The organism is Psychrobacter sp. UBA3480 (assembly GCF_002377945.1).
In the GTDB taxonomy this organism is placed as follows: Bacteria; Pseudomonadota; Gammaproteobacteria; order Pseudomonadales; family Moraxellaceae; genus Psychrobacter.
This window is the reverse complement of sequence record NZ_DFQV01000001.1, coordinates 103,831-123,650: the sequence shown is the minus strand read 5'-3', so window position 1 is coordinate 123,650 and position 19,820 is coordinate 103,831. Positions and strand designations below refer to the sequence as shown.

Below are 19,820 nucleotides of genomic sequence, written 5' to 3'. Positions count from 1 at the left end.
CCAACGCCAATCAGCTACACGGTTAGCGATAGCACGGGCCTGATCTCTAATGAGGCAACCGTTATTGTGGACTATCCACCGACAGCACCAGTCACTATCGATGACAGCGAAATCGGTGTTTCTGGTCAATTGGTTAACATTGAGGTATTGAGTAATGATTTTGATTTTGATGGAGATATTCTTCCATCGACTGTCATCATCACCCAATCACCAGCGGGTGGTACTATTGCCGCTGACGGTAAATCGGTTGGCGTACCAGGTGAAGGATCTTGGAGTGTTGACTTAGTAACAGGTGATATCACCTTTACCCCAGAAGCAGGTTTTACTGGTGACCCAACGCCAATCAGCTATACGGTTAGCGATAGTACTGGTTTAACTTCTAATGAATCTACTATTATCATTGACTATCCACAAACAGCGCCAGTAGCAGTGGATGATGAAAAGTTAGACCAAGTGCTTGGCGATGCTATTACTGTTGCTGTGGTCGGTAACGATACAGATGTAGAAGGCGATCTAGACCCAACGATGGTCATCATCACCGCCTCACCAGCAGGTGGCACCATCGCCGCTGACGGCAAATCGGTTGTTGTGGCAGGCGAAGGCGAATGGAGTGTTGATGCTGCCACAGGCGACATCACCTTCACACCAGAAGCCGGCTTTACCGATAACCCAACGCCAATCAGTTACACAGTTGAAGATACAACTGGTCTATTGTCTAACGAAGCAACTGTTACTATTGACTACGACCAGTTAACTAGAATTGAAGTTGAGCCGCCAGGTCGTGTTTCTGAAGAAGGGTTAGAAGGAGGAAATCCAGATAGCAATCCAGACTCAACGCTTGATACCACTGATTCAGTAACTGATACAGATGGTAACTGGATTCGAGTAACTGATACAGACACTGACCTTTCAAATGCGGTTGTGAAATTTGTATTACCAACTGTTGATAATGGTATTACTAGTCAAGGCAATCCTATTGTTTTCAGAATTGATTCAAGTACAGGTGATATTGTTGGTGAGTATGAATATATTGATAGCTTGGGTGCCTCTCAAACTCAAAATGTACTAACCATAAGTCTAAACGGTAATAAAGAAGCAATTACTGATGGCTATCAATTTGGATACAATGTCACGTTGGGTGCACCTGTAGATCATACTCAAGGTGACGACATCGAAGGTATCCTGTCGGTTGATTTTGGTATTGAAGTATACGAAGATTCTTCTGCTACAAATCCATTAGCCACATCGGATGAGCTGTTGGCCATCATCGAAGATGATTCTCCCGCGCCTCAGCCAGTGGTTTGGAACATTGATGTTCAACAAGAGACTGTCACCATTACCGATCTACAAACAGGATTTACTGACTCGTTATTTACTGATCCTACACGTCCTGTCACAGTTGATGAACCTTCTTATTTAGTTGCTGGCAGTCTTAACACGGCAGCTGGAAGTAGCGGCGATACGATCCCACTGCGTGACTATGGTGGTACGGTTGGTGTCTTAACTGCAGAGCAAGATGCCACATATCAGGCGGCAGATGGCAATCTTTACGTAGATGCGCTCGACGAAGCCATTTACTGGGGTGCACCGGCTGACGCAACGTCATCCCCTGCAGGATATACCACTTATGAAAATACTGATTATCAAGGTAATGGTTCAGAAGTTGACTTTGCATCTAATATCGATTTAGGTGATTTTTCTCATATTAACTTTGGTGTCTTTCCAGATGTAGGTGTTTTACTTGAGACTAAGTTGGATCTTAATTTCAATGTTGATGTCAATGGTAACTCTGAATCTGTCGCTGTTGAATATGAGATGAAGCATAATGAGACGCCTAACAATGCGACGGCTGCTACATATGGATTAGATCCTGCAAATTATGACGATGATTATGTCCAGAGTGATTTTATTGTCATACCAGATGCGACGCAGATTATAGATATTGCTGGTCAGCAGTACCAACTCGACTTAACTTTTGTCAATCAAGACCCTCTTGTTACTATTGATTCTGACAGAAATAAAACGTTTTTGAAGGCATATCAAAATAATAATGGCACCGATGATAATGGTGACGGATTAATAGATCAGTCAAATTATTCTACTCTTGGTAAGTTAATTAATGGGTTCGCTAATACAAACTCAGCAGCAGGTGTCAGTTACTATGATTTGAATGGTAATGGTACTATAGGAGATGTAGGCGACGCACAATATGTAGGCAATACGACAGGTGGTTATAGATATACCGTTATCGGTAACAGTAATTTTGCTTATATGGATTTAGATAGGAACTTAGTATCAGATGGCATTGATTTTGATGGTGATAACATCATTGATACTGTTCTAGATGCTGCTGGTAATCTCGACTATGTTGTCTTTAGTACGAATGGCAGACGCGCTGAAGATACCAATGGCGACGGTATTATTGATAAATACGACAGTGATGGTGATAACATTGTCGATACTGACTTCGCTTTAGATGATTACAACCCAGCTCTGGATGACGAAAATACTTTTGTGGTAAACAGTTTAGAAGGCCAAGAGAATACATATGATCTTATAGGTAAACTTACGCCGCTCAATCTATTGCCTGTACTAGATAACAACGTCGTTATTGAAGGTAAAGTGGCTGTTGGTGGTGATGCTGTTGATTATCTCACTACGAGTAGTACTGGTATCATCTGGTCAGGCGTATCAACCACAGATAGTGACACAACGATTGAAGTGATTGACACAGACGGTGATACAACTAACTATGAATTCCGGACCGATTATGGTGTGTTCGTTGGCTATGCTGATGGTAGCTATAAGTTTAATACCGCGGAAAACATTGCTAATATTGTCACAGCAGGTGTGGACGATATAGACGTATTTTCATTTGAGTATCAAGATTCTGATGGTGATACAGCTAGCTCAACGGTTACGTTGAACTACAATGAATATGCGACACCGCAAAGCCCAGACTCAATAGATGATATTCCTTCACGAACGACTGCTGATAATGACTATCTAGTAGGTACTAACCAAGCTGAAACGCTAGAGGGCGGGGCAGGAGATGATACCCTAGTAGGGTTGAGCGGTGCAGATATCTTATCAGGTAGTGATGGCAATGATATTTTGATATTTGATAGAAATGATGTTTCAATAGATGGTGGTGAAAACTCGGATGGAAGTCTAGACAATGATACATTAGTAATTAACGACATAAATGTTGTTGCTAATACTGACATGAGTGAAGTTGTTAATTTTGAAACTATTGATTTGACTAACGACACTGCTCAAACGCTCAGTATAAGTCTCAGTGATGTTGTTGACATAACTGATGGCAATAATCAGCTGTTCATCAAGGGCGATAGCGTTGATACTGTTAATGTATCTGATATGACTAAGGCAGCTACTTCTGATCAGGCAGGTTATGATTTGTACCAAGATAGTGGTAATACGGCGAGCCTATACATTCAAACCGCTATAGATGACAATATTATCTAAAAGTAATAGTTGAATCGTAAAAAAACGCTCCCAAAAGGGAGCGTTTTTTGTGCAAACTAATCGTGACGCCAGTAGACTTTTACCACAACATCAATACGACTTAGCCCAAGTCGATCTTTCAGCAATGGACGCAATGCTTTGGCAGTATTCGCTTCTAGCGCTCCCCAGACTTTATCAATCTGTAGAGGATTTTCAGTCAAATAATCGCCTAATTTACTGTCAATTAGCGTGGCTAACTCTGCTCCCGAGTTTGGTTGATTGGTTACTATAGGCAGTACGGTAAAGTGGTTATCCTCGCGGCTTTCAGTATCGCAATCAAGGCCACTGCGCATTTTTACATTATCAAAATAACTTTGATCGCCTGCATCTTGCGTCACACAAACGACTAATGGTGGTGTAGGGTTATTCCATAGCTCTAGCAGTCGTGCTGCCGTTGGCATTGATGTCTCATCGACAATCAGTACCGCTTGACCGTCTCGTAAGTGCTCTACCTTTTCTGGAAACTCTCGTTTTGTGACAACGGTCTCGCCTGCTTGTAGTGCTGTTGCCCAGTTGCCGCCCGGCGTATCCCCATGCAAAAAAACATCGACCCATGCTCGTATCTCATCATCAGCTTGCCATGCTTTTCTTAAAGTGTAATAGCAGTGAGGACGAGCAGGGCGTACGTTTTCCTTCTCGCTATCATTAGTTTTATAGTCACCAGCTTTATTGCCATCAGTGCTGTCAGTAATCAATGCGTTGGTCATTGCATTGTGTTCTAAATCAAACAAGTACGCGTAACCCGCTTCGTTGGTAGGTACTGACGTCGAGCTTTTTGCGCCTTCAACATCGCTTAATGAAGGCATGCTCAATTCAAGGCGCAGCATATTTTTGCTGATTCTATAGCTATTTTGTACCTCAAATACTTGCTTGGTCAGTTTGATTGTTTTTTTGCCTAGCTTTTTATCTGCTCTTTGTTTTAGCAAGATATATTGGGCTTGCAAGTCATCAAGCTGGGAGATAGGTGCAGCAAAAGCAATAAAGAAAGTCTGGTTATAGAGTGAACTATTTTGAGCGGCAGTTGATTGATTCTCTACGCCTTTTGGACAAGTCTGTATAGCAATACCTTCAGCATAAATATCAGTTATTTGGGCATCGACCAGATCCAATTCGGCGGTAGATAATGAAGTAAACACACTCAAAAATCCAAGCAGTTCGTCGAGGTGCTCCTCATTAATATGAGCGACCACACCTGCTATTTCAGGGTCGTTTAGGGGAGTGTATTGGCTGTTTTGGTTATCGGTGTTTTCTGTAGTAGCTAAAAGAAGATTAGTCATATAAATACTCGCAATCAACAGAGCGTTGAAATTAAAGTGAATGAGTTTATAGTTAATGATAATTGTTTTTGTTATCATTTACGAGTAAAATCAATTTTTATTGTGGTTTGATCGTCAAAAATTGGTCTATAGCTGATGACCGATGAACCATCATTTTTATGACATATTATTTTTATCAACAATGAGTGCTTATATGCTACGTGCAAACCAGCTGACTATCAGCCGTCAAGGAAATACTCTATTAGACAACGTGACTTGTGAAATTGATACCAATCAACTGGTGGCTTTGGTTGGGCATAATGGGTCTGGCAAGTCGACCTTGATCAAAGCGCTAGCAGGTGAGATGGCAAGTAGTAGCGGCAATGTCACTTTAGATGAGCACAGTATCAATGACTACGGCAGTAAGGAGTTAGCGCGGCAAATGGCATATCTGCCGCAGCAATTGCCAGAAGCTGCTGGATTCACGGTGCGTGAGCTGGTCATGTTAGGGCGCTATCCCCATCAAAAATGGTTGCAAAAGCCAACTCAAATAGATAAAGACAAAGTCGCGCAAGCATTAAAAGTGACTCAAACCGAAGCGTTTGCTGATCGAATTACTGCCACACTATCAGGTGGTGAGCGCGCTCGTGCTTGGCTCGCGATGTGTCTGGCACAGGATACCCGTTATCTATTGCTCGATGAGCCACTTGCTGCGCTTGATATGCATTATCAAATCGAGGTCATTCAGCTCATTCGTCGTTTGGTGGATGAGCAAGGATTAAGCGTGGTGATTATTATCCATGATATTAATCTGGCCGCGCAATATGCCGATCGAGTCATCGCGCTGAAAAATGGCCAAATATGTCACAACGGCGATATCGCCAGTACCATGCAACCTACCGTGCTACACGATATCTTTAATGTCGATATGCAGCTACTCAGTCATCCTATTACTGGACAGCCTGTCGCAGTCGCCTAACGTTTGGTTTTTGCTCCTTCTTTTTAATTCGCCTACAAAGATACGCTTCTATGCCTCCCGTTTTTTATACAGATAAATTATCAAAACATCCAATAGTTACGTCAGTATCAGTAATGACAACAATAAAATGGTTCGCCCTCGCATTGTGCTTGGTATTGACAGCCTGTAATAGTCAAACATCCACTACCTCAGAAGCAGAAAACAGTCATAGCGATAGGATGAATATCGTGTCTCCCGACTGGGGTAATGCAGCGACTTTAACAGCGATGGGGCATGCACCAATTGCGACAGGTGATGTCAGGGTTTGGGATAGATGGGTGGGAAGCCCCAAACTACCAACTTCGATAACAGACTTAGGCATCCGCTATCAGCCCAATGCTGAACTAATCGCTCAACTGCCTGTCGATATGGTCATAGATAATTATTTTTATGAGCATGCACGCAACTTATACGGCGATGTGCCTGCAGAATCTGTAATGTCTGCGGCAAAAGGAGAGACAGCAACGTGGGCGGACTATACCGAACCAACGCGGGAGCTTGGCATGCTGATCGATAACCCAAAGATGGCTGAAGACTATATTGTACAAAGTCAGAAAGACATACAGCTGGCCAGTCAGCAATTCCAGCAGCGTTATCCAAAAGCCAAGAAATTCGCAGTGGTACAGTTTGCGGATGCTAATAACATGCGTATGTATGTGGCAAATAGCTTATTTCAGCCTGCGTTAGAGCAGATGAATAGAGAGCTTGTGGTATTGGGCAAGGGCAATCAGTGGGGGTTTGTGCCGATACGAATGGGGGATTTGGCGCAATTAGATGATGAGACTTGTCTATTAATCATCGATCCGCTAAGTCCAATTACTAGAGCTGAAATTGATGATAGCTTAATTTGGCAGCGCCTGGGTTATGGTAATACCCGCTGTGTGGGCGAGCTACCACCAGTATGGATTTATGGTGGGATGTCATCATTGGTTAGCCTAGCAAATAACTTGTCAGAAGTTTCATTAAAAGGCGGGGAAGTACTATGAGCGCCAATGCAGATACTAACAACAACCCTATCAATAACCACACCGACAGTGCTCATACGATGACATCAGCTTCTCAAGCAGCAACGGTTTCAGATTCATCGCTATCGTCGCAATCATTGAAACAGTCATCACCACCACTGAATCAGCCACCGAACCAACCCAATTCTCAAACTTCCTTGTTTGCCAATTTGTCTTGGCGACTGTGGGCCATGCTCATCGGATTAGCGGCTCTGTCATTATGGAGTAGTTGGGCGCTGCTAGATCAGCAATGGACGCGCCCACTGAGTGATTTGCTTATACCAAGCTCGCAATTGGATATTGCCAGTATGGCGATACAGCTGCATCTAGTGGCGACCAGCGTGGTGGCGTTGTTGGCTGGCGGGCTATTAGGCGTGGCCAGTATTTTACTGCAGCAATTGGTAAAAAACCCCTTAGCATCAGATACGACGCTAGGGGTGGGCGTGGGTGCACAGTTGGCTATGCTCATCGTCACGTTGTTTTTGCCAAGCCTGGCTATTTATGGCGGACTTTATGTGGCCTTTGTGGGGGCTATCATTAGCATGGGTCTGGTGTTTGCCTTATCAGCACCCAGTCGATTTAATCCATTGATTTTGATATTGGCCGGTTTGGTGGTCAATATTTTGCTGGCCGCAGTAGCCAATGTACTGGTGCTGTTTTTTGCTGAGCGTAGTAATGGCATGCTGTCGTGGGCGGCTGGGTTTTTGGCACAAAACAGCTGGCATACCAGTATAGCGCTAGTCATCACTGCCATTTTGATGGCGGTCGTATGTCTGCCATTACTGAAACCATTAACGCTGATGAGTCTAGATGACACGCAGGCCAGACGTTTGGGTGTGCCTATTAATGGGATTCGGGCACTTGTCGTATTGGTTGTTGCCGTTGTGACTGCTCTAGTTATTAGTGAAGTTGGCTTGATTGGTTTCATTGGTCTTGGTGCAGCAAGCTTGGTCAATGCACTGGGCATTTCTTCTATTGGTAAGCGTTTGGCCGCAGCCTTTGGGTTAGGGGCGCTGCTTTTACTATTGACCAGTAATGTCGCATTATTGCTTGAGCCAATACTTGATATGCAAATTCCAGCTGGTGCCATGACAGGTATCTTGGGTGCACCGTTGATTATTTGGTTGATTTTGCGTCAGCGTCGCGAGCGGATAGAGACAGTGACGCCTATGCTTGCGGGTAAGCATACATCCATTGCATTTTGGCGATGGGGTGTTGGGGTGCTCGCCCTTATCCTGCTGGCTTGTCTTTTGGTACAAGACATCAATGGTTGGGGGCTCAGTACGGACTGGGCGCTCACGCAGCAGTACCGCTTGCCTCGCAGTTTGAGTGCTGCAGCAACAGGCTTGATGTTGGCAGTCGCCGGTGTGCTACTGCAAACCTTAACGCGTAACCCCATGGCCAGTCCTGAGGTATTGGGGGTCAGTTCAGGTGCCGCACTGGGGGTGATTTTAGGGTTTTTATTATTACCAAGTTTAGGGCTATCTGCTGGAGCAGGGACGTTGCTGGTTTCAGGACTCTCAGGTGCGATGGCTGTGCTGCTATTGATTATTTGGCTGGCACGCAGGGTCAGCTCAGGTTATTTATTGTTAGTAGGTATAGGCATTGCCGCCATGATGGACGGGGTGATGCATATGGTCAAGCTTTCAGGAGATCCGCGTCTAGAAGCGATGCTCAGTTGGCTGTCAGGGACAACTTATAGCGCCCAGCCCAGTACGGTATGGTATCTCATTGGTATTGCCGCTATCTTATTTGTACTCAGTCTACTGCTGATAAAACCCTTGCGTGTCCTTGGTTTAGGCACAGGTGTGGCACGTAATCTAGGTGTGGCAGTTACGCCCGTTACCTTTTCACTACTGGCACTAGTAGCAGCGCTTAGCACGGCCAGTACGCTTGCCGTTGGCCCGTTGAGCTTTATTGGTTTGATGGTGCCACATTTGGCTACTTCGCTAGGCGCCGTAAAGCTTGAACGGCAATTGCCATTAGCTGCACTTTTAGGGGCAGGGGTGATGGTGATAGCAGATTGGATTGGCCGTTATGTTATTTTTCCTTATGAGCTGCCTGCGGGCACGATTGCGGCGATTATAGGTGGTGGCTACTTCTTATGGCTCATTCGTAAGGTACCAGCCTCGGCAAATAGATAGCCGCTGTTTTTAGATAGTTCTTAACTAACGATAAAAGTGAACACAGATAGTTTAGAACTATCTGTACTGGGTAGCTGTGTGTCATTAATTAGTCGACAGTTTGTAGTAGCCTGCATTGTTCCTAATCAATCGCTCTTGATTCGTCGTTCTTAGATTCAAGCTAGCTGCTATCTTTGTCATTTTCATCAATAGAAAATTCGCAAACTGGGTTGACAGTCAGTTATTGGTAGTAGATACTACGCCTCATTAATAATAATGATTATCATTTACATTATCATTCAATATAAACGAGCGATATTTTAAGAAGTAAGCGTCAAACCTTACTTTCGAATGTTTATCCAAGACGACTGAAAATAACAAGGCTGAAGCTATGGACACGATCTTATTAGACGAATCACGTGATAACGAATGCTACTTAAATCGTCAAGAACAATTTGAATCAAAGGTTCGTAGTTATCCACGTAAGCTACCCTTTGCGATTCAATCAGCTAAAGGGGCGTGGATTACCGATGTGGAAGGTAATAAGTATATCGATTGCCTATCTGGTGCTGGCACGTTGGCGCTTGGGCACAATCATCCTGTGGTCATAGAAAGCATTAAAGATCTACTAGACAGCAATTTACCAATGCATACATTGGATATCACCACCCCGTTAAAAGACAAATTTAGCGAGTTCATGTACAAGCTACTCGCCACCAATAGCGATGAGTATTGCTTGCAGTTTTGCGGACCAACAGGTGCTGATGCGGTAGAAGCGGCTATTAAACTGGCCAAGCAAGTCACGGGACGTTCAGGTGTGGTTAGCTTTAGCGGTGGCTATCATGGCATGACGCATGGCGCGCTGGCAGTGACAGGGAACTTGGCACCTAAACAGGGTATCGAAGGCTTGATGAGCTCGGTACAGTTCTTGCCTTATCCCAATATGTATCGCTGCGCGTTTGGCTTGCCTTTTGAGCAAAGTATCCATGCCCATATGCGCTATTTTGAAAACTTCCTAAAAGATGTAGAGAGTGGCGTGGTGAAACCAGCAGCGGTCATTTTAGAAGTTATACAAGGGGAAGGCGGTGTCAACCCTGCGCCAATAGAATGGCTGAAGCATGTGCGCCGAGTGACAAAAGAGCTTGGTATCATGCTTATCATCGATGAAGTACAAACAGGGTTTTGCCGTACAGGCCGTTGGTTTGCCTATCAATATGCAGACATTGACCCCGATATGATTGTGATGTCAAAAGCAATCGGTGGTGGTCTGCCACTCGCGGTATTGGGTATCAAAAAACAATACGATGTATGGCAAGCGGGCAATCATTCTGGCACATTTAGAGGCAATCAATTGGCCATGGCAACTGGCCTTGCCACCCTTAATTACTTAAAAGATAACAACGTTGCTGACTATGTTTTAGAAATAGGCGCATGGTTCATGTCACAGCTAAAAATACGCCAACAGCGCTATCCACAAATTGGCCAAGTCAGAGGACGTGGTCTCATGATTGGTATAGAGATTATCAACCCCAGCCTGCCCAAACAAAATGATGGAAGCTATCCAGCAGACAGTGATGTGGCTGCCAAAATCCAACAAGCGTGTTTTAAGCATGGTTTGGTGATTGAAAAGGGCGGACGCGGTGGCACAGTACTGCGATTATTACCGCCACTCAATATAACCAAAGATGAGCTGCAGCAAGTCTTGCAGAGACTTGATATGGCGCTAGAAGACAATCAATAGTATTGCCAGCGCCTTAGCATGATTCACACATCTATAAAAATAACTCTAATAACAAGTCACTTATTTGCGATTTATATAATCGTAGAATAAACAAGTGAGGACATTTTGCATTTATTAAATCAGCAAACCAGTAAGCAATATGTCGCGCATATGCAAAAAACCAGCGCTGTCATCAAACAGTGGCTAGACGACAATAACGTCTATTTGGGCGGCACGCCGCAACAAGTGCAAGCGACCAATACCTTCAGCATCCGTGAGCAAGGCCGAGACATCGACACGATACTCGCTGATATTCAAAACAAGTTTTTACCCAGTTGTGTGTCGACGGCCAATGCGAATTGCTTAGCCCACTTGCATCCACCCACACTAGTCATCGGTCAGATTGCTGAGATGATTATAGCGGCCACTAACCAAAGTATGGACTCGTGGAATCAAAGCCCAGCCGCGACCTATATTGAAAAAGATCTCATCAATTGGTTATGTCAGCGTTGTCAATTTAACGACATCTCTGATGCCCTCTTTGATGAACAGACAGACCATAACGCTGGTGGCGTCTTTACCAGTGGCGGTACGCAAAGTAACCTGATGGGTTTATTGCTAGCACGCAATCAATTCTATAAAGCTAAGGGCGTTGATGTGCAAAAGGACGGCCTGATAGGTCAGTCTGTTGGCAAAATTCTGTGCTCAGACCAGGCGCACTTTTCTATTGAGAAAAACGCGACACTGCTGGGTCTAGGCCAACGTTCCGTCATTAAAATAGCGACCGATGCATCGGGTGCCATGCTGATTTCTGACTTACAACATCAGATAAATCGGCTAGGTGCTGACAATGTGATGGCCATCATCGCAACGGCTGGCACCACCGATTTGGGTGCGATTGATCCTCTAATGGCTATCGGAAAAATTTGCCATGATGAAAATATATGGCTACATGTCGATGCGGCATGGGGCGGGGCATTGCTACTATCACAGCGTTATCGACACTTAATTAACGGGCTGAATCAAGCTGACTCTATCACCTTGGACTTTCACAAGCATTTCTTCTTACCGATCAGCTGCGGTGCTTTTCTCTTACGAGACAATCGAAATTTCGAGAGCATTCGCCATCATAGTGAGTATTTAAACTCTGCTGATGACGAACAGGACAATATCTTAAATTTAGTCACGTACTCTTTGCAGACCACACGCCGTTTCGATGCCTTGAAACTGTGGATGGCGCTGGACTTACTGGGAACGGATGGTTATGCAACTTTGATTGATAGCTGTCTGGACACTGCTAAGCAGGCGGCAAAGCTGATTGATGCAAATGAAAATTTTGTACTGGTACATGAGCCTATTATTAGCAGTGTTTTGTTTTACTTTATACCCAAAGATACCGCGCTATCTGATGAGCAACTCGCACAGCTTAATCGTCACATTGCACAAGAATTATTGGTCAATAACATCGCCAATGTGGCCACCACCCAGTTTGAGCAGCGCCTTTGCCTTAAATTCACTATTCTAAATCCCAATACCCAAATCAATGATATTGCAGACATCATTGAGCAGATGGCTATTGCTGGTTTTAACCGACTCAATTCTGACAACCTGAACGTCGATGGGAAAAAATAACATGATGCAGCATAAAACGCTTGATCGACTTACACTACAAAATCTAATCAATGCTTACTGTTTTGAAACTGGGCGCGGCGATATTATTGCCGTAGAGCAGCAGGATGATATACAGAAGCAGGCCTCACAAAACAAGCCTCTATTAGTGCTAATGCTATTGCCTTCGAACACGGTAATGGTCGTACCTGTCGACAGAGTGAGCCAATTGGGTCAGCACCGTTTGGCGGGCACGCCGCTTATATTGAATAAGCAGGTCAGCATACGATCGGACTCAAAACTAGACACGAAACTGGACGACCCTTTGCAAAACAGCCGATGGATAAAATCCTCTGCTATGAGCCTAGCGTCTTTGATTATTGAAGACATCGTGCATCGTTATAAAGACAAAGCGACGCTAGATGCCAATGGTGTATTAAAGCGCTGGATTGAGAGTTATGAAGGGCTACAGATTATTTTAGAGCATCGCAATGATGAGATTGATGACATCGTTGATTATCAGCAAGATTTTATTCAGACCGAACAAAACCTTATTTACGGTCATGCCATGCACCCTACACCCAAAGGCCGTGCTGGTTTTTATGGTGCTGAGTGGGCGAAGTATGCGCCCGAGACCAGTAGCAAAACCCAGCTGCATTATTGGCTAGTGCACCCCAGCTGCATTACAGAAGAATTCGTAGATGGCGAGAGTATTACCACAGCGCTAAAATCCAAGCTACAAGCTGATATGAGTGGCTATCAGCAGCAACTTGTGGATGAGCATCCTGACTATAAGCTGTTACCATTACACCCTTGGCAAGCAAGGTTTTTGCAGCAGCAGCCGTGGTATCAAAAGCTGCTAGAACAAGGCCAATTGCTTGACTTGGGCGAGCTCGGTTGGTATCTGCATCCAACGACATCAGTACGCACGCTAGCGGCCTTTGATGCGCCTTGGATGTTTAAACTGTCGTTGTCTGTAGCGATTACCAATTCGGTGCGGATTAACTTGCCCAAAGAATGTAAACGCGGTATGCATGCCTGCCGAATCTGGCGTAGCGACTATGGTACTCAGCTCAAGACCCAGTACCCTACGATTGCGGTATTGAATGATCCTGCTTGGATTGCCTTACGTGTGGATGGAAAAATCATTGATGAGACTATTTGCATCTTACGTGACAACCCTTTTACAGAGGATACGCAAGTCACCAATCTTGCCAGCTTAAGCCAAGACCATCCAACCCGTCTCACCAATCGCTTAGAGACACTGTTTAAGTCTATTCATAAAAGAACAGATGAACCTCTAGAACAGGTGGCTATCCAATGGTTTGATACTTATTTGCAAGTTGGTTTTATACAGCTTATTCATATGTATTATCAGCATGGTATTGGGTTTGAGGTACATCAGCAAAACAGTCTGATTGAGCTAAAAGAGGGCTATCCTACTAAGTTTTGGGCCAGAGACAATCAAGGCTTTGGCTATATTGCAGAGTATGCCACGCCGCTCATTGATGCTTATCCCGAGCTGATTAGCGAAGGAGAGTGTGTCATTCCAGAAGACTTTGCCGACTCAAGATTTGCCTATTACCTAGTTGGTAACAGTATATTTGGTCTTATCACTGCTATTGCTCGTACTCAGCTTGTGAGTGAGGAAGCATTAATCACGACGTTTAAAGAATGCTTAATAGCGTTAGAGCAACAATACCCACATCGCTCGTTATTTGACTTGTTGTTGCGTAGCCCTACATTGCCGTTTAAGGGCAATCTACTTACCAGACTCTATGCACTCGATGAGCTGACCGCACCTGTTGAAACCCAGTCTATTTATGTCGATATCCCAAATCCTATGGTGACGTAGCACGTCATATTGTGACGGCAAAGATAAGCACACGATAAAAGTTAGGGTTCGATAGAAACAAGTAGCAGAATTAACGTAACTATCAAATCACTACTACCAAATCACTAAGGGGCGACAGTGTTAGATATTATTGGTATTGGCGTAGGACCGTTTAATTTAAGTTTGGCGGCATTACTGACAAAGACCGACGTAACCGCCAAGTTTTTTGAGCAAAAGGCTGAGTTTAATTGGCATAAAGGCATGATATTGCCGAGCACCACACTGCAAGTGCCTTTTATGGCAGACTTGGTGACATTGATAGACCCAACCAGTCCGTATTCTTTTTTGAATTATCTGCATACTCAGCACCGATTGCTCAAGTTTTACTTTTTAGAAGAATTTAAAATTTATCGTAAAGAATATAACCATTATTGCCAGTGGGTAGCAGGGCAACTGGATAGTTTGAGCTTTGATGCGGCAGTGATAGACGTGGCGTTTGACGATACCAATGATGGATTTGTAGTGACAGTCTCTGAACAAGGCACACAAAAAACCTATCATGCTAAAAATCTGGTCATAGGGACTGGCACACAGGCCACGTTACCACCATCGCTGCAAAATATTGCCAAGCAAGCGCCTAACCGCTGTATGCACACCGCCCATTTTTCAGATAATTTTGACTTGGACAGCCTCAATACTAGTAGCCTTGATCTGAATAGCACCAAGACAGACAACAAGCTGACCAAAGTATTGGTGTTGGGATCTGGGCAATCTTCCGCAGAGGTGTATCGAACGCTGTTTGATCAGCAGTTTGATGGCGATGATAGTACTAATGACGACCCTAAGTTTCAGTTAGATTGGATGACGCGCTCGGCAGGCTTCTTTCCAATGGAGTACTCCCCATTAGGCTTAGAGCATTTTAGTCCTGCGTATACAGATTACTTTTATGAGTTGGACTCAGCAACCAAACCCCAAGTCACTGCTAAGCAAGACCTGCTCTATAAAGGCATGGGCTTTGAGACCATACGCGATATTTATCACCGTCTCTATGAGCGCAGTATTACCAATCAAGATTTGTATTCAACGCTGCTGTCCAATTGTGAAGTGGTTGAGGCTACTCTGACAACAATGCTAGAAGAGCCAGAACCGACAGACACCATAAAACTGGTAGTTAAACAGCGTGAACAGAATCAGGATTTTACTGCTGAGTATGACTGTGTGATTGCTGGTACAGGCTATCGTTACGGTCTACCTGAGTGTTTAAACACGATACTGCCTAGCATCGCGCACGATGAGTTTGATCAGCCAATCATTGATAGAGACTATGCATTGAAATATGTGATGACGTATCAAAAAGATATCGCGACTGATGGCAAGATTTTTGTACAAAACCAAGAGGTGCATACCCATGGCGTTGGCGCACCAGACTTGGGGTTGGGTGCTTATCGAGCAGGGTGTATCGTTAATCAATTAACGGGTGAACAGACTTACGATACCGATGCCTTAGAAGTATTTCAAAAATTTGGCGCGTAGTGTTTTATAAAACTTATATTTAACAGAAACGATATTAGAGAATATTAATCATCTAACAAAATAATAACTAGGAGCAAGTCATGCCGACTATTACCCAAAATTTGCCCGATACCTTTAGCATTGAGGCTTATCAAAAGACGTTTGCGTTGAGACCTGTCAAATACCCAGATGATATGCCATTGCTGTATAAATGGATGCATGCTGAGCATGTGGTCGATCAGTGGCAGCTACATCTCCCGATGCCGCAGCTAAAAACACATTTTGAAAAAATGCTTGCCGATGATCATCAGCGTCTCTACCTTATACTTTGTGATGATAAGCCGATTGGCTATACAGAGATTTATGAAACGGCTCGTGACCGGTTATCTCAGTATTACAAAGCCAAAGAAACGGACATGGGGTGGCATATTTTGCTTGGCGATCCAGCGGTGGTTGGCAAAGGCTATCTCAAGCCAACAGGCATGATGATTAGCAAGTTTATATTTGAGCATACTGAGGCCAAAAAAATCGTGGTCGAGCCGGATAGTAAGGTTGAAGTGTATCAATGGATTGCTGATAGCTTTGCTTATCGCGTACAACGTCTGATTGAGATGCCAGAAAAAACCGCCTCATTATATTTTTGCAATCGAGATGAGTTTCTAGAATCTAGAGGTTATCTCAGCTTTTATGGTGCCACGGCTTAATGAGCAATGCCCCTATAAATAAAGCCCCTATAAATAAGGCATCTACCAATGAGTCGTCTATAAGCGAAGCTTCTCAGAGTAGTAGTAATGGCTTGAGCGACAAACAGGTACAGCAGGTTTTACTGACACTACTGCTCGGCGGTACGGTGGTCAGCTTTAGTAATAGTGCGCTTAACCCAGCCATTCCTGTTTTTATGTCGGTGTTTGATGTCGACATTGTGATGGGCGGCTGGGTATTAAATGCTTATGTCTTGGCCATGAGTGTGGGGCTGATGCTGAGTGGCTACTTAAACAAAAAGTTTCCGTTTAAGCATGTTTATTTGGCGGCAATTTTTGGATTTATGCTAGGCTCAGTCATTGGCATGCTGGCATCTAGTATGAGCTTTGTCATCATTGCCAGAGCCATACAAGGACTGAGTGGCGGTCTGATTATCCCGCTGTCTATTGGTATGCTGTATCAGATTTATCCGCAGCAGCAGCACGGCAGAGTAATGGCGCTATGGGGCATTGTTATTATGATGTCATTAGCGTTTGGCCCTTTGGTCGGTGCTTATTTGGTTGAGCAGTTTGCGTGGTGGACACTTTTTGCCATTACCTTGCCACTCAGTGCGGCGGTCATGGCGATGGTGTGGTGGTTAATACCTGACATGCGCTCACATGACAAAAAAAGCCCTTTCGATACCATTGGGTTTGTCAGTTTGCTTGTTTGGCTGCTTGCGATGATGGTTTGGCTGAGTACGCTAAAGATAGACTTCACTGGCGGGCTACTCAGCAGTGATGGCTTATTTAAGATAGTCATATTGGGTTTATTGTCTGTCGGATTTCTACTGTCCGCGATGGTGTGGTGGGCCTATGAGCGGCGGCAGAAATATCCATTATTAAACGTGCGCTTGTTCCGTAATAAAACCTATTTGCACAGTAATATCATTAGCATTAGCCAAACAGTCGGTTTGATGCTGTGTCTCTTGCTATTACCCGTGTTAATACAAGACGTGATGGGCGAGAGTGCTTTATGGACAGGTGTTGTCCTGATGGTCGCGACGCTCGTGGCCAGTATCACCACGCATTACGCTGGCAAGATGGTAGATAAGCAAGGTGCCAGAGGGATTGGCATCGTAGGAATTGCGATTAGTGCGCTGTCTACTTTGATGCTGGCATGGTGCTTGTATCAGCCAACGCTTTGGCTATTAATGCTAATTATGAGTGTGCGAGGTGTCGGAGTGGGTTTGGCTTACCTGCCAACCACAACGGTAGGGTTTAGCAGCTTACCCAAAGACTCGGTCACTGAGGGAGCTGCACTTAATAACATCAGTCGCCGCATCATCTCTACCATATTTATCACGCTGTCCACCATTTATATAGACAGTCGAGGTGCGCAATTATTAGCAGCAGGTAGTAGTGACGGCATGGCAAGCGCGATCCAAGAAATACTGGTGGTCATCGCGGTGATTTTATTATTTACAATTCCTTCAGCGTGCAAATTACCACGATCCTTATAAACAAATATTCCGTATCGGGGTTTACTTTAAATTATTAACGTAAATAATTATCATTCGCTTTATATGCATCTAAATTCATACTTTTACTTGATTCAATTTTCAGACAGGAAGCTTATATCTATGTCCAATCATCTAGCAAACTCTACCAAAAATAATAATAGTGCAAATGTCACTTATGCGACTAAACCGTGGCAAGCACCTGTTAATTCTCAAATTATGGCACGCGCTGAGCAACGGGTGATCAAGCAATTGCTACAAGCATTACTATATGAAAATATCATTGATTTTGAATCTGAAAGTGCGAACACCGCTCATGACAGTACTGGTAACAAGTCGCTGCTGAATTTTGTCATACAAGCAAGTGATGATGTCCGTTATACCGCTCAAGGCTATATTCATTACAGTTTTGACATCATCCGTTTAAATGACTTGAATGTGCAGCGAGTGGTTAATGGTGTTGCCCAAGACGCCATTCTTGAGCATGTCATCAGTGATATCTTGCTCAATATTGAAGGTGCAGAACTCAAAGACAGCTTTATCAAAGAGCTGCGTCATACCTTAGTGAATGAAACACAGTCTCAGATACTGACTTCTAATGTGCCTGTAGCTATTAATAAACTCACTTATGAGCAACTCGAAGGCTATTTGACGGCAGGTCATCCTTATCATCCGTGTTTTAAGTCTCGTATTGGTTTTGATTTGCAAGACAACTATGACTATGGCCCAGAGTTTGATCACAACATCGGCGTGGTGTGGTTAGCCGTCAAAAAACAGCTACTGGTGAGCAATACCACTACTGGTATCGATATCAATGAATGGGTGAAAGATTATGTGGGTACTAGTGAATTTGATGCACTTAATGCCAAACTCATAGAAGTACTTGCAATCGCAAATGAGACGGCTAATGACTATTACCTAATACCTGCGCACCCTTGGCAATGGCAAAATACCTTGATTCAAGCATTACAACCATTGATTGCCACGCAAGAAGTTGTCTACTTAGGTAGTGCGGGTCATCAGTACCGTGCTCAGCAATCCATTCGCTCATTGACGATGCTTGGTAACAATGACACTGTTAATGATAAAGCCTACTTAAAGCTGAGTATGCATTTGATTAATACCTCAAGCACGCGAATACTAGCAAAGCATACCGTGATGAATGCCGCTGTTGTCACTACGTGGTTAAACCAACTGATTGCAGACGATAAGAGCGCTCAAGCATTACCCATTGCATTTTTGGGTGAGACCGTTGGCGTTAGTTTAGACCATGAGGCGTTACGCACACGTGGCTATCAGCATCCAAATATGTATGGCGGGCTGGCTGCGATTTGGCGAGAAAACGTGAACCAGTATCTATCAAAAGGTCAAACAGCATTTCCGCTCAATGGCGTCAGCTATGTCAATGCTGATGGCTCGCATCTGATAGCCCCTTGGCTTGACAAATATGGTGCAGAAACATGGATTGCGCAGTTAATTAATGTCACTGTCACCCCTTTATTACATATCCTATTTGGTTATGGTGTGGCATTAGAGTGCCATGCGCAAAACATCGTCTTGGTACATGAAGATGGCTATCCCGTAAAAATATTATTAAAAGATTTGCATGACGGGGTTCGCTATTCACCTGAGCACTTAACTCAACAACACTTGCGTCCAAATTTTTATAGCTTGCCACCTGCACATGCTGCCTTAAATAGAGGCTCGTTCATCGAGACCGAAGATACAGATGGCATTCGTGATATGACGGTTGCTTGCTTATTCTTTGTGGCGTTGTCAGACATTGCGATTTTTATGCAGACGCATTATCACTATTCTGAAGTGGCGTTTTGGCAACAGGTCGCTGACTGCGTGACCGACTATCAAACCTCTCATCCAGAGCATCAAGTACGTTTCGACTTGTTTGATATATTCGCTGAACAAACGCGCATTGAGTCATTGGCTAAGCGCCGATTATTCGGAGACAAAGCATTCCCGATTAAATACATCAATAACCCACTGTTTAAAAGTCGGGGGTAAA

General features: G+C 44.1%; 12 protein-coding genes. 11 read left to right on the top strand and 1 reads right to left on the bottom strand.

Annotated elements, in window-relative coordinates; all coding sequences use genetic code 11:
- Positions 1–3,486: Ig-like domain-containing protein (locus B2863_RS00480; protein WP_296206771.1), on the top strand; the 3,486-nt coding region annotated here is incomplete at its 5' end.
- A 56-nt stretch (positions 3,487–3,542) separates the two neighbouring features.
- Here B2863_RS00480 and B2863_RS00475 read toward each other — a convergent pair.
- Positions 3,543–4,802, bottom strand: coding sequence for a siderophore-interacting protein (locus tag B2863_RS00475; protein WP_296206770.1), 1,260 nt, complete (start codon positions 4,800–4,802; stop codon positions 3,543–3,545).
- Between the two features lie 193 nt (positions 4,803–4,995).
- Here B2863_RS00475 and B2863_RS00470 point away from each other — a divergent pair, with 193 nt between their 5' ends.
- The 10 genes from B2863_RS00470 to B2863_RS00425 all read left to right on the top strand — a co-directional run bounded on the left by B2863_RS00470 (position 4,996) and on the right by B2863_RS00425 (position 19,819).
- Positions 4,996–5,760, top strand: coding sequence for an ABC transporter ATP-binding protein (locus B2863_RS00470; protein ID WP_101205244.1), 765 nt, complete (start codon positions 4,996–4,998; stop codon positions 5,758–5,760).
- Positions 5,761–5,873: 113 nt separating this feature from the next.
- Positions 5,874–6,785: an ABC transporter substrate-binding protein gene (locus tag B2863_RS00465; RefSeq protein WP_296206769.1), complete on the top strand. Its 912-nt coding sequence runs from the start codon at positions 5,874–5,876 to the stop codon at positions 6,783–6,785.
- Positions 6,782–8,947, top strand: coding sequence for a Fe(3+)-hydroxamate ABC transporter permease FhuB (gene fhuB / locus B2863_RS00460; RefSeq protein WP_296206768.1), 2,166 nt, complete (start codon positions 6,782–6,784; stop codon positions 8,945–8,947). Before B2863_RS00465 ends, fhuB begins: the two co-directional genes overlap by 4 nt.
- A gap of 370 nt (positions 8,948–9,317) precedes the next feature.
- Positions 9,318–10,667, top strand: a complete 1,350-nt coding sequence (locus B2863_RS00455) for a diaminobutyrate--2-oxoglutarate transaminase family protein (RefSeq protein ID WP_296206767.1) — start codon at positions 9,318–9,320, stop codon at positions 10,665–10,667.
- 105 nt (positions 10,668–10,772) lie between these two features.
- Entirely contained in the window at positions 10,773–12,278 is a 1,506-nt protein-coding gene (locus tag B2863_RS00450; RefSeq protein WP_296206766.1) for a pyridoxal phosphate-dependent decarboxylase family protein, read from the top strand.
- Between the two features lies 1 nt (position 12,279).
- Positions 12,280–14,109 carry an IucA/IucC family protein gene (locus B2863_RS00445; RefSeq protein WP_296206765.1) on the top strand — a complete coding sequence of 610 codons (1,830 nt, stop codon included), beginning with the start codon at positions 12,280–12,282 and terminating at the stop codon, positions 14,107–14,109.
- 117 nt (positions 14,110–14,226) lie between these two features.
- On the top strand, positions 14,227–15,621 hold the full coding sequence (locus tag B2863_RS00440; protein ID WP_296206764.1) for a lysine N(6)-hydroxylase/L-ornithine N(5)-oxygenase family protein: 1,395 nt from the start codon (positions 14,227–14,229) through the stop codon (positions 15,619–15,621).
- Between the two features lie 80 nt (positions 15,622–15,701).
- Positions 15,702–16,304, top strand: a complete 603-nt coding sequence (locus B2863_RS00435; protein WP_296206763.1) for a GNAT family N-acetyltransferase — start codon at positions 15,702–15,704, stop codon at positions 16,302–16,304.
- Complete coding sequence (locus B2863_RS00430; protein ID WP_296206762.1) at positions 16,304–17,803, top strand: MFS transporter; 1,500 nt, start codon at positions 16,304–16,306, stop codon at positions 17,801–17,803. The genes B2863_RS00435 and B2863_RS00430 overlap by 1 nt, the downstream gene beginning before the upstream one ends.
- A gap of 120 nt (positions 17,804–17,923) precedes the next feature.
- Entirely contained in the window at positions 17,924–19,819 is a 1,896-nt protein-coding gene (locus tag B2863_RS00425) for an IucA/IucC family protein (RefSeq protein ID WP_296206761.1), read from the top strand.
- The last annotated feature ends 1 nt before the right edge of the window (position 19,820 follow it).